Origin of the sequence: Microbacterium sp. NPDC058269, assembly GCF_042881445.1 — a bacterium.
Classification (GTDB): Bacteria; Actinomycetota; Actinomycetes; order Actinomycetales; family Microbacteriaceae; genus Microbacterium.
Genome location: NZ_JBHVXT010000001.1, coordinates 58,436 through 81,371, shown reverse-complemented (window position 1 = coordinate 81,371; position 22,936 = coordinate 58,436). Strand labels below are relative to the sequence as shown.

Here is a 22,936-nt window from a genome sequence, read left to right as displayed (position 1 = left end):
CCGGTTCCTGACCGATCCGCGCCCGACCGATTCGAGGAGGAAGCGTGAGCTCTCAGCCCGACACCACCGCGGATGGGAACGATCCGCTGCGTCAGGCCGCCGACACGATGCACGCGGTCAGGGAACGCTGCGTGTGGTCGCAGCAGATCACGCATCGCGACCTCGTGCCCTACCTGATCGAGGAGTCGCACGAGGTGATCGACGCCGTCGAGGCGGGCAGCCGCGACGACCTTCGCGAGGAGCTGGGCGATCTGCTGTGGCAGGTGCTGTTCCATGCGGCGATCGCCGCGCAGGATCCCGACGATCCGTTCGACATCGACGATGTGGCACGCACGCTCACCGAGAAGATGGTGCGTCGGCATCCGCACGTGTTCGCCGGCGAGGTGGCCGCGACACCCGAGCAGGTGCTGGTGCACTGGAACGCGGCGAAGGCCGCGGAGAAGCGCACCCGCCGCAGCGTGCTCGACGGTGTGCCCAGGGGGATGCCGGCGCTCGCCCTCGCGCAGAAGCTCGCTGGTCGCGCGGCCGGAGTGGGCGTGTCGATCGAGCCGACACCGTCCGCCGTCTCACCGGCCTCGGAAGCCGAGCTCGGTGATGCACTTCTCGCCCTCGTGTCCACGGCGCGTGCCGAGGGCTGGGACGCCGAGCGTGCGCTCCGCGAGAGGCTGCGCGTGTTGGAAGACGACGTGCGGGCCGCCGAAGCCGCATCCTGACCCCGGCACGACGACGTCGGCAGACCTGGGAAGATGGAACCGTGGCTACCGTGAACCCGCCGCGCGGCATGCGCGACATCCTCCCCGCCGACAAGGCCCGCCGTGAGCGCGTGCTCTCCGTCATCCGCGAGCGCTACCTCGCGCACGGATTCGACGAGATCGAGACGCCCGTCGTCGAGGACTACGACCGCCTGCACGCCGGCATCGGCGGTGACAACGAGAAGCTGTCGTACAACATCCTGCGCCGCGGCCTCGATGCCGACGCGATCCGCGCTGCCGCCGAAGACCCGGCAGCGCTCTCCGACCTCGGCCTCCGCTACGACCTGACCGTGCCGCTCGCCCGCTTCTACGCGAGCAACCGCGGGCAGCTCCCCGCCGTCTTCCGTTCGATCCAGATCGGTCCGGTGTGGCGTGCCGAGCGTCCGCAGAAGGGCCGCTACCGCCAGTTCGTGCAGTGCGACATCGACATCATGGGCGACGACTCGTCACGCGCCGAGGCCGAGCTGATGGTCGCCTCCCTCGACGCCGTCGACGCACTGGGCCTCGACGGCGCGACCGTGCGCATCAATGACCGTCGAGTGCTCGACTGGATGCTCGACAGCTTCGGGTTCACCGCCGAGGAGCGCCCAGGGGTGCTCATCACGATCGACAAGCTCGACAAGATCGGCGCCGAGGGCGTGGCGACCGAGCTGCGTGAGCGCAGCGCCTCGACGGCGGCCGCAGACGCGTTCGAGGCGTTCCTGCGCCGCCCGCAGACCATGGAGTACGACCCGTTCGGGGAGCGGCAGATCCGCAAGGCGCTGCCCGACGGCGCCCCGGTCGAGCTCGTCGAGCACCTGGTCGGCATCGGCGAGGCGGTCGCCGCAGGTCGAGGTCAGTCCGACATCCCGCTCGTCTTCGACCCGTTCCTCGTGCGCGGCATGGGTTACTACACGGGGACGATCTTCGAGCTCGCGCACCCCTCCGTCGGCTACTCCCTCGGGGGCGGTGGCCGCTACGACGGCATGATCGGCCGCTTCCTGGGGCAGCAGGTTCCGGCGGTGGGCTTCTCGCTCGGCTTCGAGCGTCTGGTCGACCTGATCGCCGACGAGTCCGAGGGCACCGCACAGGCGGTCGTGCTGATCCACGACGCCGACGTTCCGGTGCACGAACTCGTCCGGCACAAGGCGGCACTCATCGCGGACGGCGCCAGGGTGCGGCTCGAACGACGCACCAAGAACGTCAAGGCGCTGCTCGAGCGTTCGGCGGCCGACGGCTACACGGCGTTCGCGACCGTCTCCGCCGGCACCGGCGAGCTGGAGCTCAAGCCGCTGTCCTGACGGGCCCGTGCGCAGTCGGCTCGTTCACGCCGCGTTCACGGTGACGGGGTGGAATCGGGGCGTGAGCCGCATCCGCACCTCCGTCGTCGTCCGGTCGGTCGTGGCGGGGATCACCCTCGTCGCGGTCGGCGGCGGCGTCCGCCTCGTGCTCGCTCGCCAGGCCGCGCTCGCGCGACGCCGGATCGGGAAGCCGCTGGGCGAGGAGTCCCTCGATGCGGATCGCGTCTGGCGTCGTGCCCTCGACGGGGAGCCGCTCGACCTGCTGGTGCTCGGCGACTCGATAGCCGCCGGCCTCGGGGCGGAGCATCGCAAGGAGACGCTCGGCGGACGTCTGGCGAAGGCGACGGGACGCCGGATCCATCGACCGGTGCGGCTGCGCACGGCGGCCGTGGTCGGTGCGGAATCGCCTGATCTGCAGCGCCAGCTCGACGCCGTGCCTACGGAGTACCGTCCCGATGTGGCGGTGATCGTCGTCGGCGGGAACGACGTGACGCACCGGCTGCCCGTGGCGCTGTCCGCACAGCATCTGCACGAGACGATCCGCCGGCTGCGTGAGAGGGGCGCCGAGGTCGTCGTGGGGACCTGCCCCGATCTCGGTGCGCTGCGCGCGGTTCCACAACCCCTCCGTCGGATCGCGTCGAGCCTGTCCCGCCGTCTCGCCGAGAGCCAGGACGAGACGGCGCGGCAGGCGGGCGCCGAGCCGGTCGATCTGCGTCGCGCGGTCGGGCCGATGTTCTTCGACGAGCCGGAGGCGATGTTCAGCCTCGACCGGTTCCACCCGAGCGCTCTGGGCTATCGCCGCACGGCCGAGGCGCTGCTGCCCGCCGTATGCCGTGCGGCGGAGAGATCGCTCAGCTCGCGTCGTCTGCCGGCGCAGCGCTGAACGACGCCGCCCACTCCGCGACCCGGCGGCCGCTCTCCTCGTCGGAGATGTCCTCGACACGCGTCATGACCGACCAGCGCACCCCGAACGGATCGCGGATGCTGGCGAATCGGTCGCCCGAGACGAAGGGCGCGGGGGCTTCGCGCACGGTCGCTCCTGCGGTGACGGCCTTCGCGACGACCGCGTCGACGTCGGAGACGTACAGGCCCATCGAGTAGCAGTCGTCGTCACCGTCGGGGGAGCGCACGAGGTGGTAGTCGGGGTTCGGCTCGCCGAGCTGGAGCAGACCGAGGCCGAAGTCGAGGTCGGCATGGGCGACCACCCCGCCGAACTCGGTCACATCGATCACCCGGGCGCCGAAGACGTCGCGGTAGAACTCGATCGCCTGCTTCGCGTCCGGGATGGCCAGGAAGGGGGTGAGCGAGGTGGCGCTGTTCGGCCGGCCGTTCGTCGTGTACGTCCCGTTCGCGCCGGTCGTGGGGGCATCTGTCGTGGTGTCGTCGTTGCTCATGCCGCCACGCTAGGCCGGGTGGCGTGCCGGTGGCTTGAAGATCCGCGACAGCATCCGGATGTCGGGGCCGGAGCCTACGCTGGGCGCATGGTGAACCCGACCCGCGGTGTGCTGTATCCCGCACGCCTGCCGCAGTTCCACCGGCTGCCGCCACCGTCGGCGGTGACGGAGCTCGTCGAGTGGTTCTGGATTCCGGAGTGGGACATCGAGCCGGGGCGCTCATCACGGCAGGAGATCGTCGCCTATCCGGCGCTCAACCTCGTCGTCGATACGGATGCCGTGACGCTCTCGGGCGCGACCACCCGCGCGTCGCACCGCGATCTGCGGGGGAACGGATGGGCCGTCGGGGCGCTGCTGCGTCCGGCTGCGGTCGCCGCGCTGATCGACGATCCGGCGTCCCTGGTCGACGGCGAGCGGGTGCTCGACGACGCGGGCGTCACCGAGCTCCGCGATGCCGTCACCTTCGCGATGGGCTCGGGTGAGGGGCGCCGCGAGCGGGCGGTCGAGGCCTTCGCCCACTGGCTCGAGGGCCGGGCGTCATCAGCCGGCGAGCCGGCGCGGCAGGCCAACGCGGTCATGGACGTGCTGATGGGTGATGGCGCGGCGCTCACCCCCGAGGAAGCCGCCACGCGGCTGGCCGTCTCGGTGCGCACTCTGCAGCGGATGACGCACCGGCACGTCGGGCTCTCACCTGCCGCGATGATCCGACGTCGGCGGTTGCAGGAGGCGGCGCACCGGCTGCGCGAGAATCCGGCGGTCGACCTGGCCTCGATCGCCGCCGAACTCGGTTACGCGGATCATGCGCATCTCACGCGCGACTTCCAGGCTGTCCTCGGCATCGCACCGCGCACGTACCGCTCCCAGGCGAGCAGCTGAGCCAGACCCGGAGAGCTCAGACCCGGAGAGCTCAGACCGGCATGAACCGCAGCCGCAGCATCCGGTACCCGACGCCGATCAGCACCACGGCGGTGCCGATCAGCGTGGCGAGCACGGGCAGGGTGTTCACCAGCACCAGGCATCCGAGAGCTCCGAGCACCTGCAGGGCCCGCGGGTAACGGCGAGCGGGCCCCTTCTGTCGGAATGCGGCTGCGTTCGCGATCAGGTAGTAGAGCAGCACGCCGAAGGACGAGAAGCCGATGGCGCCGCGCAGATCGGCGAGGAGCACGATGGCGATCACGACGAGGGCGACCGCGATCTCCGCACGCTGCGGTACCTGATGGCGTCGGTCGATCTTGGCGAGGAATCGAGGGACGTCACCTTCGCGAGCCATGGCCAGGGTCGTGCGTCCGATTCCCGTCAGCAGCGCCAGCAGAGCGCCGAGTGACGCCGCAGCCGCGGCCACCCGGAGGATCGGAGTCCACGCCGATGCGCCGGTGGCGACGAGCAGATCGACCAGCGGAGCCGTCGAACCGATCACGTCGGCGCCGAGCACGAGCATGACGGCGAGCCCCACCAGCGCGTACACGACGACCGCGCCGCCCAGGGCGAACACGATGGCGCGGGGGATCGTGCGCGCAGGGTCGACGACCTCTTCCCCCATGGTCGCGATGCGCGCGTATCCGGCGAACGCGAAGAACAGCAGTCCGGCGCCCTGGAGCACGCCGTATGCCGTGGCATCGGGGAGGGGCGTCGGCGTGGACGTCGAGGCCGCAGCGAATCCGAAACCGACCGCGATCGCGAGTCCGAGCAGCGAGCACACCACGAGGATGCGGGTGACCAGGGCGGTGCGCGTCACGCCGAAGCAGTTCACGACGGCGAGCAGCACGACCGCCGCGACCGCCACGGGCAGCTGCCAGCCCGCTGGGGCCGCGTAGGCGGCGAAGGTCATGGCCATGGCTGCGCAGCTCGCGATCTTGCCGATCACGAAGCTCCACCCCGCGATGAAGCCCCACCACGGGCCGATCTCCGCCCGGGCATAGGCGTAGGTGCCACCGGCGACAGGGTGTGCGGCGGCGAGCTGCGCCGACGAGGTGGCGTTGCAGTAGGCGACGACGGCGGCGATCGCGAGGGCGATGAGGATGCCGCTCCCGGCGACCCCGATCGCCGGAGCCCACACAGCGAAGACACCGGCGCCGATCATCGAGCCGAGGCCGATGGCGACCGCGTCTGCGAGTGTCAGTCGACGGGCGAGGGGCATCCCGTCATCGTGGCACGCGACGGTGAACGGCGGGTGACTCGGCCCTCACCTGTGCCGGCGCGGACACCTGCGCGGGCAGGGTGAGGGTGGCAGGCCGCGAGCCTCCGACCCGCACGATCTGATCGCTGGGGATCAGGCGCGCGTGGTCGCGCACCGGATCGTCCGTGCCGGAGTTGCGCAGATGCAGAGGGTGCGCACCGGACGAGATCTGCACGCGCAGGCGCGAACCGGCGGCGAAGCGGTGGGCCAGTGGTGCGAGTTCGAGCAGGATCCGGCCGGCCGCGTCGGTCATCGCCCCCTCGGGAGGGAGCCGTCGGTACCCGTCGGTGAGCGCTCGGGAGACACCGCGGGCATCCACTTCGCACAGACGCACGAACAGATCGGCGCGGGGGTTCGACGACACGAACGACAACGCGATCTGGGGCGTCCCGATGACGACGAGGTCGTCCGGAAGCGGATCGCCGGTGAAGACGAGCACGTCGTCCCGGTGTTCGCGGGTGCGCTGCCGGCGTCGCCCCGCGGAGAAGGGGTTGAGCGTGCGGCCGCCCGCGTCGGGGGTCGGATCCGCGGGGTCGTAGCGATACGCGAGGTCGGACGCGGGGCTCTCGGCGCCGCTCCGGTCCAGGCGTCCGTCGGCGGTGAGCTCCACGGTCATCGTCGTGTGCGGCGGAGGCCAGCTCTCCAGCTCGCGCCAGCCGCCGCCTCCGGTCACGTCGAGACGCACGCCGTCCGTCGGTGCGTCAGCGGTGAACGAGCGCAGCGCCTCGCGGACGCCGATCACCGTGATCTCCGGCGCCCCGTGCACCCAGTCGCCGATGATGAGGCGCACCGGGCGGCCGGCATCGCGGAGGGCTGCATAGTCCACGAGCTGACCGACCAGGAACAGGTCCTGCCATCCCGCGACCAGGGTGACGGGCGGGATGGTGTCGACGTCCTGTGCGAAGTGCATCGGCTCCCACCAGGGGTCGCCTTCGTCGCTGTGCTCCACCCAGTCGCGGAAGAACTGCGGGTCGGCGCCGCGTGCCACCCGCACCGCATCCGCAGGGGGAACAGCGAGTGCCCCGCGACGGAACCCGCGGCGGGCACGCAGCAGCGCCCAGGCCTTGGACGGCAGCGACCGCTCCTGGATGTCGAGTGCGTATGCCCACGTGAGCGGGGTGTCGATCGAGAATCCGCGGCCGGGGTAGAGGATCGCGTCGTCGAAGCGGCGTGCCGAGATCGCGATGCCCATGGCGTCCGGACGCTCTTCGCCGTCGCAGTACGCCCACTGGGTCACGCCGAAGTAGCTCCCGCCCCAGGAGTGCACGCGGCCGGTCGCCCACGCCTGTGCGCGCAGCCACCGCATGGTCGCCTGCCCGTCTGCGACCTCGTCGTGCAGGGGGTCGAAGATCCCGCCGGACCCGAACGTTCCCCGGCAGCTCTGCACGACCACGTGGTGCCCGCGTTCGGCGAGGAAGAGCGCCACACCCGCGATGCCGTCACGCCCGTACGGGGTCCGGATCAGGACGGTGTGCCCGCCGGATCCTTCCGCATGCCAGTGGTCGGTGAGGAGGGGGGCGCCGTCGTCCGCCGAGACCCGGATGTCGGCCGTGCGCGTGACGTTCCGGTGCGTCCGCGGCGGCATGTCGGCGGCTCGGGTCAGGCGCCGGTACTCGCGGCGGGCTGCACCGCTGAGGCGGGGAGAATCGGTCATCGCACGCCCTTCACTCGGGTGACCGCGAATGCGGCGATCACGGCCATCACGACCGCGCCGATGTAGAGGGCCGCGAAGTTCTCACCTGTCGGCGAGCCTATGCGCGTCGCGAAGAATCCGAAAACGGGCACGAGGATGCCCGGCAGCAGATAGGCGAGGGCGACGATGCCGAGGTCTTTGCCGGCGTCGTCGACGGAGGGGAGGCACTCCGTCATCAGGGCGACGTCGGCCGCGATGTAGGCGCCCTGCCCGGCTCCGACGATCGCGATCCCGACCAGGAAGAACGCGATGTCGCCGAACGAGATCGCCAGCACCAGTCCGCCCGCACTCGCGAGGGCGCCGATGACGACGCTGGGCTTGCGGCGTCCTGTCCGATCGGAGATCACACCGAAGACGAATGCCATCACCAGGTTCATCAGGGTGAAGGCCGCCGTCGCCTGCGTCTGCACCGCGGCGATCTGGCTCGGGTCGTCGATCCCGAACCGGCCGGAGATCGTCAGGTACAGGTAGCTCGTGACCGACACGATCGACGCGGTCATGAAGAACCGGCATACCCAGGCCCAGGCGAAGTCCGGGTAGCGGCGCGGGCTCAGCCAGAACGTGGCCAGGACGCCGCTCCAGTCCAGCGGCTCGGCGGGCATCAGGCGGCGGATGTCCTTCAGCGTGAAGAACAGGGTGATCGCGAGCACCACGGAGAGTCCGCCAGGGATCAGGAACATGCCGACCTGACCGGTCGGGGCGACGACGCCCGCGAGCGAGACGCCGCCGAGGATCCCGATCGCGGTGGCGGCGCCGGTGACCGCCGACATGATGGCGCGGATGCTGCGGCGGATCTGGTCGGCGAACAGGGTGTGGACGGTCATCGAGACGGCGCCCCAGCCCACCAGCACCAGGATCGTGCCGACCCCGAGCACGAGGAGCGACGGAGCGGTGGCCTGCACCCCGTACCCGACCAGAGCGATCAGCGAGCCGGAGAGGATCCAGGGCCGGCGGATGCCGAGGGTCGACATCGAGCGGTCGCTGAGCCGGCCGAAGATCGGCGTCGTGATGAGGATGGCGGCGCCGCCGAGCGTGAGGATGATGCTGAGGTTGCCCGTCGCCTGATCGGGGTCCCATTCCTTGAGGAGCTGGGGGATCGCCACACTGGCGACACCCTGGGCGATGCCGGATCCGAGCCAGGCGAGCACGAAGGAGATCCAGAACCAGCGGCTCTGGCGCTGTCCGGGGATCGCGTCGGCAGTGAGCGGCGGAGCGGGGGTGGCGGGGAAAACGGGATCGACTGCGTGGGTGGACATCATCGTCTCCGGGTCTCGGTCGGGGTGGGGAGTGGTCACGGGCGTGCACCGGCGGCCGTCACCGGATCAGCGTTCGGGCGGGCGGGCGCATGGTAGGCGTGGGCGAGTTCGGCGACGAAGACATCACGCCACTCCTGTGCCCCCTCCCAGCGTCCGGTGAGTCCGGGGGAGGCGTGGTCGTGGCCGGAGCCGATGCGCAGCGCGACGGGCACTCCCGCCTCCCGCAGCGCTTCGGCATAGGCGACGGCGCCGTCCTTGAGAGGGTCGAATTCGGCGGCGAGGATCAGCGCGGGTGCGAGTCCGTGGTGATCCGGTGCATCCAGCGGGGAGGCTTCGGTGAGGGGCGCTCCGGCGCGGTAGAGGTCGGCGAGGTGCTCGACCCCCTCCCTCTCCGCGGCGCCGAGGTATCGGTGCATCGAGGCACCGAAGAGGCGCAGCGCCGCCGGCAGCACCTCGAGCGTCTGGTGATGCAGCGGCGCTCCGGCATCCCGCTGGCGCAGCGCGGTCGTGGCCGCGATCGTCGCGCCGGCGGAGTTGCCGCCGATGCCCAGCCGGTCCGCGTCGACCGCGAGTTCGACGGCGCGCTCGCGCACGTTCGCCACTGCGGCGACGGCGTCGTCGACCGGAGCAGGGAAGGGATGCTCGGGCGCCAACCGGTACTCGAGCGCGATGATCTGCACCCGGGAACGCAAGGCGCGATCCGCGCAGAGACGGTCGTTGAGAAGCTCGTCGATCGTGCCACCGGTCCACCCTCCTCCGTGCAGCCACAGCATCGTCGGCAGCGTGCCGATCGCGGATGCAGGGCGGTATCGACGCGCTCGCAGCGGGCCTGCCCCACCCGCGACGATGAGGTCGTCGATCTCCACGCCTGCGGGAACCGGTGCGGTGAACTCGACGGCCAGGAGGTCGCTCAACTCCCGTTGCGCGCGGCGGCGCGCTCCCATGTCGCGCGACTCGAGGTCGGGAAGAGTCGCGGAGAGCTCCCGGATGCGCCGGATCCATTCCCGGATCTCCGGACTCAGCAGCGGCCCGCTCTGTTCCTGATCGCTCATGCTGCTGCTCGGTGAAGAGTGCGCAGCTCAGAGACGACCAGGCGGTGCGCGACGTCCGCTGCAGGCACGAACCCGGTCGAACCGAGTGACCCGTGCGTCTGCCCGATGAATCGCAGCGCGGTCACCGGCACGCTCGCAGCCGACAACGCCCGTGCGTAGGCCTCTCCATCGCCGCGGAGGGGGTCGAGCTCGGAGGTGAGGATCACGGCGGGCGGAAGGCCCTCGTGCGTCGAGGCCCGCAGCGGCGAGGCATACGGCGAACGCGCAGCCGCGGAATCGTTGCCGACGTACTGCCGCACCAGGGTGCGGCCGACCGCGCGCACGATGACTCCGGGCATGCGGGCATCGATGCCGCTCATGTCGGCGTGCTCCATCGTCAAATCCAGTGCCGGGTTCTCCAGCAGCTGCAGGGCGATCGGATGCGCGGAGCGGTCGCGGTTCATGAGTGTCACGGCCGCGGCGAGGTCGCCTCCCGACGATGCTCCGCCCACGGCGATCCGGTCCGGCGACGCCCCCAGCTGCTCCGCGTGGGCGTGGGTCCATTCGAACGCCGACCAGCACTGCTCCGGCTGGGTAGGAAAGCGCTCCTCCGGTGCGTGCACGTAGTCGGCCGCGACGATCACGATCCCCGCATCCCGTGCTCTGGCTCGGAACCGGGCGTCCCAGGAGACCCAGTCGATTCCGGCGATCGTGAATCCGCCCCCGTAGAAGTACACCAGCACGGGGAGCCCCGACCCCGGTGGCGTGCGCTCCTCGCCGGGCCAGTACACGCGGACGCGCACGTCGGGGTGCCCGTCGACCGGCACGATGTGCTCCTCGGAGGCGGTGGGGAGCGGCGTGATCCCGAGGGCGGAGCTCACTGCCTCGTCGTTCCGAGCCGCGACCCGACGTCGCCCTGCGGGGTCTGCGGGCTCCCGGTCGAGCAGAGGGGCGACCCGCTGCTCCCATGCCGCGACCGCGCTGTCGAGCGCGGGGCGCCGGAATCGGGACCGTCGTGTCGGCATCGGGCATCTCCTTCGATGAGTTCCGCACCGATGAGTTCCCTCGGTGCGAGTTCCGCCCTAGTCTGAACAATCGAAGAACTTCGATGAAGAAGGAAGCCGGACGATGCGCGCACGACCAGGACGGGTCACCATCTACGACGTCGCGGAGCGCGCCGGAGTGAGCATCTCCACGGTGTCACTCGCGGTGAGCGCTCCGCACCGGGTGCGACCCGAGACCCGCGAGCGCATCGTCGCCGCAGCCACCGCACTCGGCTACCGCATGACGCAGGGGCGGCGGGTCGGAGCGGCGCGCATCGCCGTCGCCGCGCCGTTCACCACCTATCCGTCGTACCTGCGCCGCCTGTCCGGGATGCTTCGGCGGGCGAGGGATGCGGCGGTGGACATCATCCCCTACGACCTCGATTCGGCCGCTGCGGCGGATGAGCCGCTGCTCGACGTGCTGCCCACCCGCACGGACGCCACCGGCCTCGTGGTCATGGGGGTTCCGCTCGGCGGAGCGGCGCGCCGGGCGAGCAGGGCGGCGCGCATCCCGGTCGTCTACGTCGACGTGGTGCCGACGCGGTCCGACGTGGGCGGTCCGGTCGTCCTCGTCGATGATCGCGACGGCGGGGCCCAGATCGGCCGCCACCTCGCCGACCTCGGGCATCGCCGCGTCCTCTTCGTGCACGAGCCGCAGCGCTCGCCGGCCTACGTGTCGGCGGGGATGCTGCGCGTCGAGGGACTGACCCCGCACGTGGCGATGGCGGACCTCGCGGTCACCGACCCCTCGTCGGTCGACGGTCGGGTGATCGCCGCGGCCCGAGCGGCAGGCGCGACGGCGATCGTCGCGAACCACGACCAGTTCGCCGCCGCGGTGCTGTCGGCGCTACGTGCTGATCCTGGCACCGCCCCGCTCGCGGTCGTCGGGTACGACGACGGTGAGGTCGCCGCGGCGCTCGACCTCACGACCGTGCGGCAGCCGTTCGAGGAGAGCGGGCGCACGGCCCTCGAACTCGTCCTCGGACTGGTGTCGGGCGCTTCGACCGCACACGACACCGTGAGGCTGGCGCCCACCCTGATCGCGAGGTCGTCGACGCTCGCACCCGGAGTCAGCCCCGCGAGGCGGTGACCCGCTTCTTCTCCCGGATGTAGACCTCGCGCCGCACTTTCGCCACGACGTCGCCCTCCCGGTCGGTGATGACGGTCTCGAACCACTCGAGCACCTTGGCCCCGCCGCGTGCGCGCTCGCGGATCTCCTCGGCCTTCTCCTTCGACACCTCGAATTCGGCCGTGAGCACGCCGCGGCCGGGCTTGAGGAACTCGATCTCCCCGCGGGTGTCCCACACGACGTGGTCGCGTCCGAGCTGGTGCATGACCAGCATGAAGAAGTACGGATCGGTCATCGCCGACATCGAGCCGCCGAAAGCGGTCTTGACGTAGTTGCGGGTGAAGACGTTGACGTGCAGCTCGACGGTCGCGTGCGTCCAGTCCTCACTGAAGCGGCGGATGCGGATGCCGCTGAACAGGTTGGGGATCCACAGGCTCATGCCGATCGCGAGACGGCGGGGAGTGATGCGCATGAAGGTCAGTGTGGAGCACCCGGTCAAGAGTGACAAAGACGTGTGGAGGGTTGGCACAGTTGTTATAGTTCGCATAGAATAAGTAGCGATATCAGGAGAGGAGGGTCGGATGCTCATCCGCGTCGATCCCGACAGCCCCCGCGCGCTGTACGACCAGGTGGCGGCCTCCGTCCGCTCCGACATCCTCGCCGGCGTGCTCGCGCCCGGTGACCGACTGCCCGCGGCACGCGACGTCGCCGAGGCACTCGACATCAACCAGCACACCGTGCTGCATGCCTACCAGCGACTGCGCGATGAGGGCCTGGTCGACCTGCGTCGTGGGCGGGGAGCGGTCATCTCGGCGTCGGCCGCACCCCTCGCCGAGCTCGCGCATGACATCGACGAGCTGGTGCGCCGCGCCGCGGCGCTCGGCGTCTCCGCCGACACGCTCGCCGGCATCGTGCATGCGCACCGCGACGCCCGCACCGGCATGAACGCCATCGAGAACTCCGAGGAGGATTCGCCATGACCGCCCGCGACACCACCCACGACCTCACCCGTACCCCGGCTCCGTTGCTGCGACGTGCGCGGCTGACGTTCTTCGTCGTCGCGGTGATCGCGCCGATCGTGATCACCGCCGTGGCTGTCGTGGTCCTCCTCACCTGGCTGCCCACGCTGCCTCCGCAGGTCGCGACTCACTGGGGCGCGAGCGGCGCCGACGGATTCGGGCCACCCTCCACGTATGTCTGGCTCCTCATCGGGATCGGACTCGGCCTGCCTGCGCTGATGGCGATCGTGACGCTCGCCTCAGTCGGTGCGCACTGGGGCGGGGCGGCACGGTTGATGGGTGCGCTCGCTGCAGGCATGTCCGCCTTCGCCGCCGTCATGAGCCTCGGATCCCTCGCCGTCCAGCGCGACCTCGCCGACCCCGCCGAGGCACCGGGCATCGGCGGCGTCATGGCCATCGCCTTCGGTGCTCTCCTCCTGGTCGGCGCGGCGGCCTGGGCCGTGCAGCCCCGCGTGCGATCGGAGCAGGGGCGCACGCTCGAGCCCCGGTACGCCGTGCACGTCGAGAAGGGGGAGCGTGTCGTGTGGGTCGCCACGACGACGATGCCGCGCGGTGCGCTCGCCTTCCTGATCCTGGTGCTCCTCGGCCTCGTCGCGCTCGCCGCGTACATGCTCGGCACCGGCGTCGAGGGCGGCTGGATCGTCGCGCTGGTCGTGGTCGTCGTCGGCTTCGCGCTGGCGGCGACCGCCTCCTTCCGCGTCACGGTCACCCCGGAGGGGTTCTCCGCCCGGGCCCTGCTGGGATGGCCGCGCATCCGCATCCCGCTCGCCGAGATCGAGTCGGCTCGCGCTGTCGAGATATCCCCGTTCGGCGAGTTCGGCGGCTGGGGATGGCGCATCGCCGTCGACGGACGCACGGGCATCGTCATGCGACGCGGCTCCGCGATCGAGGTCTCCCGTCGCGGTCGGCGGCCGTTCATCGTGACGATCGACGGCGCGGAGGAAGCCGCGGCGCTGTTGCAGGCCTATGTCGAGCGCTCGCGAACACCGCGCACCCCCTCGACCGACTCCGGAAAGGCGACCTCATGAACGACCAGACCCTGCACGCGCGCCGGGTGCCGTGGACCGCGGTGATCGTCTTCGTGGCGGTCTCCTTCGCCCTCGCCTGGCTGGTTGCCCTGCCGCTGTGGCTGGGCGACGGCCTCGCCGAGCCGATCTCCGTCTTCCTGCTGCCGGTCATGATGTTCACACCCGCGGTGGCAGCCCTCGTCGCGATGTTCGTGATGCGCGTCCCCGCGCCCGGGCACCGGGCCCGCTTCCTCGGACTGTGGCCGCTGCGCCCCGCGAAGCGCGTGGTCTGGCTCATAGTCGCGGGCTGGCTGGTGCCTCCGCTGCTGGTGGGTCTCGGTGTCCTGATGTCGGCCGCGCTCGGCTTCGTGCAGCTCGATCTGACGTTCGCGGCTTTCGCCGCCGAGCTCGAGAGAGCCGTCCCGGCCGGAGCGCCGCTGCCTCCTGTCGAGATCATCGTGTTCGCCCAGCTCGCGATGATCCCCGTCGGTGGACTGCTCAACAGCCTCTTCGCGTTCGGCGAGGAACTTGGCTGGCGGGGCTGGCTCCTCCCGGCGCTGCGCCCGCTCGGCACCTGGCCCGCGCTGATCCTCAGCGGCGTGATCTGGGGCCTGTGGCACAGCCCGATCATCCTGCTCGGCTACAACTTCGGGCGCACCGACATCACGGGCGTCCTGTTCATGGTCGGCGGGTGCGTCGCCTGGGGCATCCTGCTCGGGTGGCTGCGTCTGCGGTCGGCGTCGGTGTGGCCGGCGGTGATCGCGCACGGTTCGCTGAACGCCGCTGCGGGCATGATCGTGATCTTCGCCGCTGCGCAACCGGACCTCGCTCTCGCCGGGCCACTGGGGGTCGCCGCATGGATTGTGGTCGCCCTCGTCGTCATCGTGCTCGTGCTGACCGGACAGTTCCGGCGGCAGCCCGAGCTCGCCGATGCTCCGGGGCGTCTGCTCTCTGCGCCGCGGTCTTGACGGAGGGCGGCGGCGGGGGTTGGCTGAGGCCATGGAATCCACCCCCGCCGCCTGGTCCGAAGCCGACTCCTTCCTCTCCGATGTGCTCGTCGGCCCCGATGCGGAGCTGGAGTCGGCGCTCACCGCTCAGCGGGCCGCAGGGCTGCCGGAGATCGAGGTCGCACCGGTCGCGGGCAAACTGCTGAACCTGCTCGTCCGCATCAGCGGCGCGCGTCGCGTGCTCGAGGTCGGCACGCTCGGCGGCTATTCGACGATCTGGCTCGCCCGGGCCGTCGGTCCCGAGGGCCGTGTGGTGACGGTCGAGGCGGAGGCGGACAACGCGGCGGTCGCCCGTGCCAGCATCGACGGCGCCGGTGTCGGCGATCGCGTCGACATCCGGGTGGGCAGGGGAGCCGATGTGCTTCCGACCCTGGTCGGCGGCTTCGACCTGGTCTTCATCGACGCCGACAAGGAGTCGAACACGATCTATCTCGACTGGGCGGCGAAGCTCGGTCATCCCGGCACCGTGATCGTGCTCGACAACATCGGGCGCGAAGGGGAGATCGTCCGCGACGATTCCGACGACCCCAAGGTCGTCGGAACCCGCGAGGGACTCCGGATGCTGGGGGAGGACCCGCGCTTCGACGCCACGGCACTGCAGACCGTCGGTGCAAAGGGCTGGGACGGCTTCGCGATCGCCGTCGTCGTCTGATGTCGGCGGGTGGCGGACCGCGGCTCATCCCTGTCAGGCGAGTCCCTGAGGCCGTCGGACGGCCGGGCTAGACTGGGCGCGGATCGACGACGCTCCACACAACGTTTTCCCCCTGAGCAAGGAGCACATCAGTGGCACTGATCGAGGCTGTAGGCGCACGCGAGATTCTCGACTCGCGCGGAAACCCGACCGTCGAGGTGGAGGTCCTCCTCGACGACGGCATCGTGCAGCGGGCGGCCGTTCCGTCCGGCGCATCCACGGGCGCGTTCGAGGCGTACGAGCTCCGCGACGGAGACAAGAGCCGCTACGGCGGAAAGGGCGTGCTCAAGGCCGTCGAGGCCATCATCGACGAGCTGGGCCCGGCGATCGAGGGTGTCGAGGCGAGCGAGCAGCGCATCGTCGACGAGATCCTGATCGACGTCGACGGCACCGAGAACAAGAAGCGCGTCGGCGCCAACGCCATCCTCGGCGTGAGCCTCGCGGTGGCCAAGGCCGCCGCCGACTCGGCCGACCTTCCGCTGTTCCGCTACCTCGGCGGCCCGAACGCGCACGTGCTGCCCGTTCCGCTGTTCAACGTCATCAACGGTGGCGAGCACGCCGACAACGGCATCGACATGCAGGAGTTCTTCCTCGCGCCGATCGGTGCGGAGACCTACTCCGAGGCGCTCCGCTGGGGCGTCGAGACCTACCACGTGCTGCGTGCAGAGCTCAAGGCCGCCGGCTACGCGACCGGCCTCGGCGATGAGGGCGGCTTCGCCCCCGACCTGCCCAGCAACCGCGAGGGCCTCGACTTCCTGGTCAAGGCGATCGAGAAGGCGGGCTTCACGCCCGGCACCGACATCGCCCTCGGCCTCGACGTCGCAGCGACCGAGTTCTTCAAGGACGGCGTCTACCGCCTGGACAACAAGGACTGGGACGCCGCGGCTCTCACCGAGTACTACGTCGGACTCGTCAACGACTTCCCGATCGTCACGATCGAAGACGCGCTGGCCGAAGACGACTGGGACAACTGGAAGCACCTCACCGACGCCCTGGGTACCAAGGTGCAGCTGGTCGGCGACGACCTGTTCGTCACCAACCCGCAGCGCCTCGCCGATGGCATCAAGCGCGGCGTGGCCAACTCGCTGCTGGTGAAGGTCAACCAGATCGGCACGCTCACCGAGACGTTCGACGCGGTCAGCCTGGCGCAGCGCTCCGGCTACACGGCCATGCTCTCGCACCGCTCGGGCGAGACCGAAGACACCACGATCGCCGACCTGGTCGTCGCGACCAACGCCGGGCAGATCAAGGCAGGTGCCCCTGCGCGCAGCGAGCGCGTCGCGAAGTACAACCAGCTGCTGCGTATCGAGGAAGAACTCGGCGATGCCGCGGTCTTCGCCGGCCGTTCCGCGTTCCCGCGCTACCAGGCCTGAGCGCACGACACACCGAAGAAGCCGCCGCGGACGGCGGTGAACACCGCCGCTGACGCGGCACGACGAAGGAGGGGCCGTGGTACGACGACCGGCTCCTCCTTCGGCGTCTCCCGGATCGCCGACGCCGAAGCCCGCCGAGAAGGCGAAGGCGAAGGCGAAGGGCTCGGCGAAGACGAAACCCGCTGCGCGGTCGTCGGCAGCGCCGCGCGCATCGAGCAGGACCCGCCGCGAGGCTCCTCGTGTCGACGTCCGCGAGTGGGCATCCGGCATCCGCCTCTCGGCGTTCTCCGTCATCATGCTCTCGCTGGTGGTGCTGGGAGCCTGGGTGCTCGTGCCGACGCTCGGCACCTTCATCGATCAGCGCCAGAAGATCGCTGCTCTCGAGGCGTCGGTGAAGGTGAGCGAAGACCAGATCGCCGCGCTCGTCGCCGAGCGTGAGCGTTGGAACGACCCCGCCTACATCACGACGCAGGCTCGCGAACGCCTCTACTACGTCAAGCCCGGCGAGGTCGTGTACCTGATCGACAACGACCTCGACCCCGCGGCGCTCCCGCGGGAGCAGGACCCCGTGAGCGACACGCTCGTGGAGAAGCCGACGGACTGGATGCCGCAGCTGCTGCGCACCCTCGTCTCGACAGGCCTCAGCGACACGGCCTCCGTCGCTCCCTGAGTATCCGCTCCGAGCATCTTCCCTGGCGGCTCCCCTACGCTGGTGAGGTGACCACGCCGCCGTTCCCCGCCCCCACGCCCGCCGAGCTCGCCGTCGTGTCGGCCCAGCTCGGTCGTTCGGCCCGAGGCGTGGTGGGTATCGCGGCCCGTTGCGCGTGCGGCAACCCGACGGTGGTCGCGACGACGCCGCGCCTGCCGGACGGCACGCCGTTCCCCACGTTCTACTACCTCACGCACCCCGCTGCCACAGCGGCGATGTCGACGCTCGAGGCCACGCAGGTCATGCCGGAGCTCGCGGCCCTGCTCGTCGATGACGAAGCCGTGGCTGCGGCGTACCTCGCGGCTCACGAGGCCTACCTCGCCGACCGCAGACAGTTCGGCGAGGTCTCCGAGATCGACGGTATCTCCGCCGGTGGCATGCCCACGCGCGTCAAGTGCCTGCACGCTCTCGCCGGGCACTCCCTAGCAGCCGGCCCCGGTGTGAATCCGATCGGCGATGCCGCGCTCGCGCGCTCGTCCTGGTCGCCCGCGGTCTGCCGCTGCGAAGACCCTGGTGCCGCCACCCGCGATGAGGCGGCACCCACGGTATGACCGCGCGCCGGACGCTGCGCAGCGCTGCCGCCATCGTGGTGGTCGCGGCGACTGTGCTGCTCATCGGCGCTTCGGCCACCCCACCGCCGATTCCCGACGATCCTGCCGACCCGGTGCGCGCCTCGGAGTACTGGCTCGACGGAGCCGGGATCCGCGAGGCCTGGCAGACGACCCGCGGCAAGGGCGTGACGATCGCGGTGATCGACACGGGTATCGGCAAGGTGCCCGCGGTCTTCGGTGACGCCGTGGTCGGTGGCACCGATGTGTCCGGAGCCGGCACCCCGGACGGACGGACGCCGCTGGGCGCCGTCGACGGCAATCACGGCTCGTGGGTGGCGTCGCTCGCCGCCGGACGCGGTGCTCCCGACGGAACAGGCATGATCGGCGTGGCTCCGGAGGCCAACCTGCTCTCGATCTCGGTGGGTTTCGGCGCGGCTGCCGCGGTGCCGTTCACGGAGCAGGTGGCGAAGGGCATGCGGTGGGCCGTCGACAACGGCGCCGACATCATCAACCTGTCTTTCACCACGAACACGCTCGATTGGGACAAGAGCTGGGATGACGCCTTCCTCTATGCGTTCGAGCACGATGTGGTGGTGATCGTGGCCGCAGGCAACCGGGGGAGCGGCACGAACATCATCGGCGCCCCCGCGACCATTCCCGGAGTGCTCACCGTCGGCGGCGTCGACCAGACCGGCACGGCGAGCATCGAGGCCTCCACGCAGGGCATCACGATCGGGATCTCGGCGCCCAGCGAAGGACTGATCGGCGTCTCGGCTGACGGCTCCATCGCGCAGTGGCGCGGGACGAGTGGCGCCGCGCCCATCGTCGCGGGAGTCGCGGCGCTGATCCGCTCAGCGCACCCCGACATCAAGGCGATCGATGTCATCAATCGCATCATCAAGACGGCGATCCCGGTCCCCGACGCGGTCAAGCCGCAGGATCCGCTGTACGGATACGGGCTGGTGGATGCGGCAGCGGCGATCTCCGCGAACATCCCTGCGGTGAGCGAGAACCCCATGGGAGACCTGGCCGAGTGGATCCGCGTCTTCCGCCGCGCGGAGACGGAACCGCAGCCGGCCGCGCCCGTGACACCGGTGGCCGTGCCGCCTCTGCCGGCCGCCGACGCGCCGACCGAAGCCGGTTCACCGTTGCTTCCCAGCGCGGATTCACTGCGCTACGGTACCCTGCCGCTCATTGCGCTCACGGTCCCTGGTATCCTGGTAGCGCTTGGCGTCACCGCAGCTGCCCGGCGCATCCGATCGGCGCGCATTTCCGTACGCCACACCCCCGACTCCGAGGAGTAGTTCTTCTGTGCCTCAGAACAGCACTGTGCCCAAGATCCTGATCGTCGGCGGAGGGTACGCGGGTTTCTACACCGCGTGGAAGCTCGAGAAGCACCTGCGCAAGGGTGAGGCCGACGTGACCATGGTCGACCCGCTGCCGTACATGACGTACCAGCCGTTCCTGCCCGAGGTCGCCGCCGGCTCCATCGAGGCCCGGCACTCGGTGGTCGCCCACCGCCGTCACCTCAAGCGCACCCACGTCCTCACCGCCAAGGTGACCAACATCAACCACGCGCAGAAGGTCGCGACGATCACGCCGCCCGTGGGAGAGCCGTACGAGTTCGCGTACGACCAGATCGTCGTCACCGCCGGTGCCGTCTCGCGCACCTTCCCGATCCCCGGCATCGCCGACAACGCGATCGGTCTGAAGACGATCGAAGAGGCCGTCGCGATCCGCGACAAGGTCATGTCGAACTTCGACAAGGCCGCCTCGCTCCCCGCCGGCCCCGAGCGCGACCGTCTGCTGACCGTCGTCGTCGTCGGCGGCGGTTTCGCCGGTATCGAGGTGTTTGCCGAACTGCGTTCGCTGGCATCCGCTCTGGTGGGCAAGTACCCGCAGATCAGCTTCGAGGACACGCACTTCCACCTCATCGAGGCGATGGGCCGCATCATGCCCGAGGTCTCGCTGCAGACCAGCGAGTGGGTGCTCAAGGACCTCGCCAAGCGCGGCGCCAACGTGCACCTCGACACTCAGCTGACGAGCGCGGTCGACGGCAACGTCGAGCTCTCCACCGGCGAGGTCATCCCGACCGACGTCATCGTGTGGACCGCCGGCGTCATGGCCAACCCGACCGTCGTACGCGGCGGAGACCTGCCCGTCGAGGAGCGCGGTCGTATCCAGACCCGTGCCGACCTGCGCGTCGGCACCCCCGAGGCGTTCGTCGAGGGCGCCTGGGCCGCCGGTGACGTGTCTGCCGTTCCCGACCTCTCGGGCGGTGGCGTCGGCGGCTTCTGCGTGCCGAACGCTCAGCACGCGGTGCGCCAGGCGAAGCTTCTCGCGAAGAACCTCGTGGCCGTGCTCCGCGACGAGAAGCCCAAGGACTACTTCCACAAGAATCTCGGTGCCGTTGCCGGTCTCGGCCTGTACAACGGTGTCTTCCAGTCCGGCAAGATCGCTCTCAAGGGCTTTGTGGCGTGGGTCGCGCACCGCGGCTACCACGGGCTCGCCATGCCGACGTGGGAGCGCAAGTTCCGCGTCATCTGGGGCTGGTGGAACAACCTGTGGCTCGGTCGTGACCTCGTGAACCTCGAGACCGTGCAGAACCCGCGCTACGTCTTCGAGGAGTTCGCCGCGCGTCCGCGTCCGGCGGCCCCCGCGGCACCGGTGGCCGACGCCGCCCCGTCCGCGAAGGCTGCTCCGGCCGCGAAGGCCGCCCCGGCCGCATCGGCGGAGGCATCGGAGAAGGCGGCCGCCAAGCCGGCCGCCAAGAAGCCGGCCGCCAAGAAGACTGTTGCGAAGAAGCCCGTTGCGAAGAAGCCCGCCGCCGAGAAGGCTCCTGAACCGGCCGAGGTCGCAGCCAAGTAGGAGACCTCGAACCACGAAGATCGGTCCCGTGCGCTCTGCGCCGGGGCCGATCTTCGTTTGTGCGGGGAGGCTCCGGGGCGATGCATAGGTACGACCGGTATCGTCGCCCGGGCAAGGGGAGTACTCCCGAATGCGGCGACGTCGTCATTACGAGCACGAGATCGTGCTCCGGCCCGCCGGCCCGTGAGGGTGGAGGAGACCTTGGCACCCGCATCGCGGGCTGCCGAGAGACCCTGCCGTCGTTCCGACGTCGTGGATCCGCGGTGGTCCGCACCACGAAAGGGACCACTCATGGGAAAGCTCTCCCGACTCATCGGTATGGCATCCGACGCGCTCGAGAAGAACAGCGGTTCGGGACGCAACGGCCACTCGCCTGACGGATCGCGCTCGCCCGACGGTTCCCGGTCGACGGACTGGGGAGGCATGCTCCGAGGCGCCGTCGATGCCGTTCGCGGGCAGGGCGATCCGGGACACACGTCGAGCCAGGGCCGGCCTTCGCCGGATGACGCGTACGCACCGCCGTACGCGCCGGGTGGACGGCCCCGCCCCACGAGCCCCACACCGTCTGCCGCCGATCCATACGCGCCGCCGGCACCTGGGGCCTCGCGGGTCTCGCAGAACGCGACCGATGCCGATCGTGCGGCCATCGCGCGCTACGACTATCTCCTGCAGACGGCGGATCCGCAGCGTGTGGAGCAGATCCACCGCGAGGCGTTCGCCCGCCTCACTCCTCAGCAGCGCGCGCAGGTCGAAGACCGGATGCGTCAGGAGTTCGAACCGGGCGAGCGCCCGCGATCCTCGTCGCCGGACGATCTCGCCCGGGCGGCCGGACGCGCCGAGGCCATGAAACCGGGGCGGATGCGCGGTCTGCTCTCGCGGGCGCGTGGCGCGGGCGCCGGCGGTGCTGCGGTCGCTGCGGGAGGCGCCGCGGTCGGACTGCTCGGCGTGGTGGCCGGCGGTGCGGTGCTCAGCACGGTGGCCGGTCCGCTTCTGGAGCAGGCCGCGAACATCGGCGTCGACTTCGGCGCGCTGGCGGAGGGGATCGACGTCGAGTCACTCGCCGCCGGGATCGATGTCGAGTCGCTGGCCGGCGGGGCAGGAGACTTGATGGGGACTGCCGGTGAGACGGTGTCCGGACTCGGTGATACCGCGAGCGGGTGGGGCGAGCAGCTCGGCAACCTCGGCATCCCCGGTATCGGCGACATCTTCGGGCGCTGACCGCAGATGGTTCTCACTGCTGCAGCCGATCACGGCTTCACCGGGCTCACCGGATTCGCGGCCGATGTCCTCACCGCACTCGGAGACATCGGCGTGGGGGTGCTGGTCTTCCTCGAAGTGCTGGTGCCTCCGATCCCGAGCGAGGTCATCCTGCCCTTCGCGGGATACCTGAGTCAGAGCGGACCCCTGAATCTGGGCTGGCTCATCTTCTGGAGCACATTGGCATCCTGGCTGGGTGCGCTGCTCTTGTACTGGCTCGGTGCGGCCATCGGAATGGATCGCGCGGTGCGGATGCTCGCGGCCACGAAGCTCGTGAGCCGTTCCGATCTCGAACGCGGATCGGACTGGTTCGTCCGCAGCGGCGGCTGGACCGTGCTGGTCGGGCGGATGGTGCCCGGCGTCCGCAGCCTGATCTCGATTCCCGCGGGGGTGGCTCGGATGAACCTCGTGACGTTCAGCGTGTACACGATCGTCGGCAGCGGGCTCTGGAACACACTTCTGCTCGGGGTCGGTGCGGCGCTCGGCACACAGCACGAGCAGCTGGAGCAGTACCTCGGCTACCTCGACTACGTCGTGTACTCGGCGATCGCGATCGCGCTCGTGATTCTGATCGCGCGTCGGATGCGCGAGGCGGCGGGTGAGCGCAAGGCGGTTGCTGAGGTCGAGGACTGAACGCGGAGGTGCCCCCGCTGGGACTCGAACCCAGACTGAAGCGATTTTAAGTCGCCTGCCTCTGCCATTGGGCTACGGGGGCCTCGCCGCCAGCCTATCGCCGTGCGCGAGTGCGACGCGGTGCCGT

The 22,936-nt window shown here is 70.4% G+C and carries 23 protein-coding genes and 1 tRNA gene; 16 read left to right on the top strand and 8 right to left on the bottom strand.

Going from position 1 to position 22,936, the window contains the following annotated elements; all coding sequences use genetic code 11:
* The first annotated feature begins 107 nt into the window (after positions 1 to 107).
* The 3 genes from ACFVWL_RS00425 to ACFVWL_RS00415 all read left to right on the top strand — a co-directional run bounded on the left by ACFVWL_RS00425 (position 108) and on the right by ACFVWL_RS00415 (position 2,915).
* Positions 108 to 713, top strand: a complete 606-nt coding sequence (locus tag ACFVWL_RS00425; RefSeq protein ID WP_387180879.1) for a MazG family protein — start codon at positions 108 to 110, stop codon at positions 711 to 713.
* Between the two features lie 68 nt (positions 714 to 781).
* A complete protein-coding gene (gene hisS, locus ACFVWL_RS00420) occupies positions 782 to 2,032 on the top strand; it encodes a histidine--tRNA ligase (RefSeq protein ID WP_387180878.1) in 1,251 nt (416 codons plus the stop codon).
* 61 nt (positions 2,033 to 2,093) lie between these two features.
* Positions 2,094 to 2,915, top strand: coding sequence for an SGNH/GDSL hydrolase family protein (locus ACFVWL_RS00415; protein ID WP_387177270.1), 822 nt, complete (start codon positions 2,094 to 2,096; stop codon positions 2,913 to 2,915).
* Here ACFVWL_RS00415 and ACFVWL_RS00410 read toward each other — a convergent pair.
* Positions 2,884 to 3,426: a VOC family protein gene (locus ACFVWL_RS00410; RefSeq protein ID WP_387177268.1), complete on the bottom strand. Its 543-nt coding sequence runs from the start codon at positions 3,424 to 3,426 to the stop codon at positions 2,884 to 2,886. The genes ACFVWL_RS00415 and ACFVWL_RS00410 overlap by 32 nt on opposite strands.
* 87 nt (positions 3,427 to 3,513) lie before the next feature.
* Here ACFVWL_RS00410 and ACFVWL_RS00405 point away from each other — a divergent pair, with 87 nt between their 5' ends.
* Positions 3,514 to 4,302 (top strand): helix-turn-helix domain-containing protein, encoded by a 789-nt coding sequence (locus tag ACFVWL_RS00405; RefSeq protein ID WP_387177266.1) that lies wholly within the window; start codon positions 3,514 to 3,516, stop codon positions 4,300 to 4,302.
* Between the two features lie 31 nt (positions 4,303 to 4,333).
* On the opposite strand, the gene ACFVWL_RS00400 is transcribed toward ACFVWL_RS00405, so the two are convergent.
* From ACFVWL_RS00400 to ACFVWL_RS00380, 5 genes are read right to left on the bottom strand one after another with little or no spacing between them, the layout of a single operon-like run.
* Positions 4,334 to 5,563, bottom strand: coding sequence for an APC family permease (locus ACFVWL_RS00400; RefSeq protein WP_387177264.1), 1,230 nt, complete (start codon positions 5,561 to 5,563; stop codon positions 4,334 to 4,336).
* Positions 5,564 to 5,567: 4 nt separating this feature from the next.
* Positions 5,568 to 7,256, bottom strand: a complete 1,689-nt coding sequence (locus tag ACFVWL_RS00395; protein ID WP_387177262.1) for a CocE/NonD family hydrolase — start codon at positions 7,254 to 7,256, stop codon at positions 5,568 to 5,570.
* Positions 7,253 to 8,551: an MFS transporter gene (locus ACFVWL_RS00390; RefSeq protein WP_387177260.1), complete on the bottom strand. Its 1,299-nt coding sequence runs from the start codon at positions 8,549 to 8,551 to the stop codon at positions 7,253 to 7,255. The genes ACFVWL_RS00395 and ACFVWL_RS00390 overlap by 4 nt, the downstream gene beginning before the upstream one ends.
* Positions 8,552 to 8,586: 35 nt before the next feature.
* Positions 8,587 to 9,603 carry an alpha/beta hydrolase fold domain-containing protein gene (locus tag ACFVWL_RS00385; RefSeq protein WP_387177259.1) on the bottom strand — a complete coding sequence of 339 codons (1,017 nt, stop codon included), beginning with the start codon at positions 9,601 to 9,603 and terminating at the stop codon, positions 8,587 to 8,589.
* Positions 9,600 to 10,607, bottom strand: a complete 1,008-nt coding sequence (locus tag ACFVWL_RS00380) for an alpha/beta hydrolase (protein ID WP_387177257.1) — start codon at positions 10,605 to 10,607, stop codon at positions 9,600 to 9,602. The genes ACFVWL_RS00385 and ACFVWL_RS00380 overlap by 4 nt, the downstream gene beginning before the upstream one ends.
* Positions 10,608 to 10,710: 103 nt before the next feature.
* Here ACFVWL_RS00380 and ACFVWL_RS00375 point away from each other — a divergent pair, with 103 nt between their 5' ends.
* Positions 10,711 to 11,715, top strand: a complete 1,005-nt coding sequence (locus tag ACFVWL_RS00375; RefSeq protein ID WP_387177255.1) for a LacI family DNA-binding transcriptional regulator — start codon at positions 10,711 to 10,713, stop codon at positions 11,713 to 11,715.
* Here the strand turns inward: ACFVWL_RS00375 and ACFVWL_RS00370 are convergent.
* A complete protein-coding gene (locus tag ACFVWL_RS00370) occupies positions 11,696 to 12,166 on the bottom strand; it encodes a PaaI family thioesterase (protein ID WP_021199522.1) in 471 nt (156 codons plus the stop codon). The genes ACFVWL_RS00375 and ACFVWL_RS00370 overlap by 20 nt on opposite strands.
* A gap of 109 nt (positions 12,167 to 12,275) precedes the next feature.
* Between ACFVWL_RS00370 and ACFVWL_RS00365 the strand changes: the two genes are divergently transcribed.
* The 11 genes from ACFVWL_RS00365 (at position 12,276) to ACFVWL_RS00315 (ending at position 22,809) form a co-directional block, all read left to right on the top strand.
* Positions 12,276 to 12,674 (top strand): GntR family transcriptional regulator, encoded by a 399-nt coding sequence (locus ACFVWL_RS00365; RefSeq protein ID WP_387177253.1) that lies wholly within the window; start codon positions 12,276 to 12,278, stop codon positions 12,672 to 12,674.
* Complete coding sequence (locus ACFVWL_RS00360; RefSeq protein WP_387177251.1) at positions 12,671 to 13,741, top strand: DUF1648 domain-containing protein; 1,071 nt, start codon at positions 12,671 to 12,673, stop codon at positions 13,739 to 13,741. Before ACFVWL_RS00365 ends, ACFVWL_RS00360 begins: the two co-directional genes overlap by 4 nt.
* Positions 13,738 to 14,688 carry a CPBP family intramembrane glutamic endopeptidase gene (locus tag ACFVWL_RS00355; protein ID WP_387177249.1) on the top strand — a complete coding sequence of 317 codons (951 nt, stop codon included), beginning with the start codon at positions 13,738 to 13,740 and terminating at the stop codon, positions 14,686 to 14,688. The genes ACFVWL_RS00360 and ACFVWL_RS00355 overlap by 4 nt, the downstream gene beginning before the upstream one ends.
* 31 nt (positions 14,689 to 14,719) lie before the next feature.
* Positions 14,720 to 15,379 (top strand): O-methyltransferase, encoded by a 660-nt coding sequence (locus tag ACFVWL_RS00350; protein ID WP_387177247.1) that lies wholly within the window; start codon positions 14,720 to 14,722, stop codon positions 15,377 to 15,379.
* Positions 15,380 to 15,510: 131 nt separating this feature from the next.
* Entirely contained in the window at positions 15,511 to 16,791 is a 1,281-nt protein-coding gene (gene eno, locus ACFVWL_RS00345) for a phosphopyruvate hydratase (protein ID WP_387177245.1), read from the top strand.
* A gap of 76 nt (positions 16,792 to 16,867) precedes the next feature.
* On the top strand, positions 16,868 to 17,461 hold the full coding sequence (locus ACFVWL_RS00340) for a septum formation initiator family protein (RefSeq protein ID WP_387177243.1): 594 nt from the start codon (positions 16,868 to 16,870) through the stop codon (positions 17,459 to 17,461).
* 47 nt (positions 17,462 to 17,508) lie between these two features.
* Positions 17,509 to 18,051 (top strand): DUF501 domain-containing protein, encoded by a 543-nt coding sequence (locus ACFVWL_RS00335; RefSeq protein ID WP_387177241.1) that lies wholly within the window; start codon positions 17,509 to 17,511, stop codon positions 18,049 to 18,051.
* Complete coding sequence (locus ACFVWL_RS00330) at positions 18,048 to 19,355, top strand: S8 family serine peptidase (protein WP_387177240.1); 1,308 nt, start codon at positions 18,048 to 18,050, stop codon at positions 19,353 to 19,355. Before ACFVWL_RS00335 ends, ACFVWL_RS00330 begins: the two co-directional genes overlap by 4 nt.
* Positions 19,356 to 19,380: 25 nt before the next feature.
* Complete coding sequence (locus ACFVWL_RS00325) at positions 19,381 to 20,919, top strand: NAD(P)/FAD-dependent oxidoreductase (protein WP_387180875.1); 1,539 nt, start codon at positions 19,381 to 19,383, stop codon at positions 20,917 to 20,919.
* Positions 20,920 to 21,210: 291 nt separating this feature from the next.
* Positions 21,211 to 22,137, top strand: coding sequence for a cation-transporting ATPase (locus ACFVWL_RS00320; RefSeq protein WP_387177238.1), 927 nt, complete (start codon positions 21,211 to 21,213; stop codon positions 22,135 to 22,137).
* A 6-nt stretch (positions 22,138 to 22,143) separates the two neighbouring features.
* Positions 22,144 to 22,809, top strand: a complete 666-nt coding sequence (locus tag ACFVWL_RS00315) for a DedA family protein (protein ID WP_387177236.1) — start codon at positions 22,144 to 22,146, stop codon at positions 22,807 to 22,809.
* A 9-nt stretch (positions 22,810 to 22,818) separates the two neighbouring features.
* Here ACFVWL_RS00315 and ACFVWL_RS00310 read toward each other — a convergent pair.
* Positions 22,819 to 22,891 (bottom strand) — tRNA-Leu (locus ACFVWL_RS00310).
* Between the last annotated feature and the right edge of the window lie 45 nt (positions 22,892 to 22,936).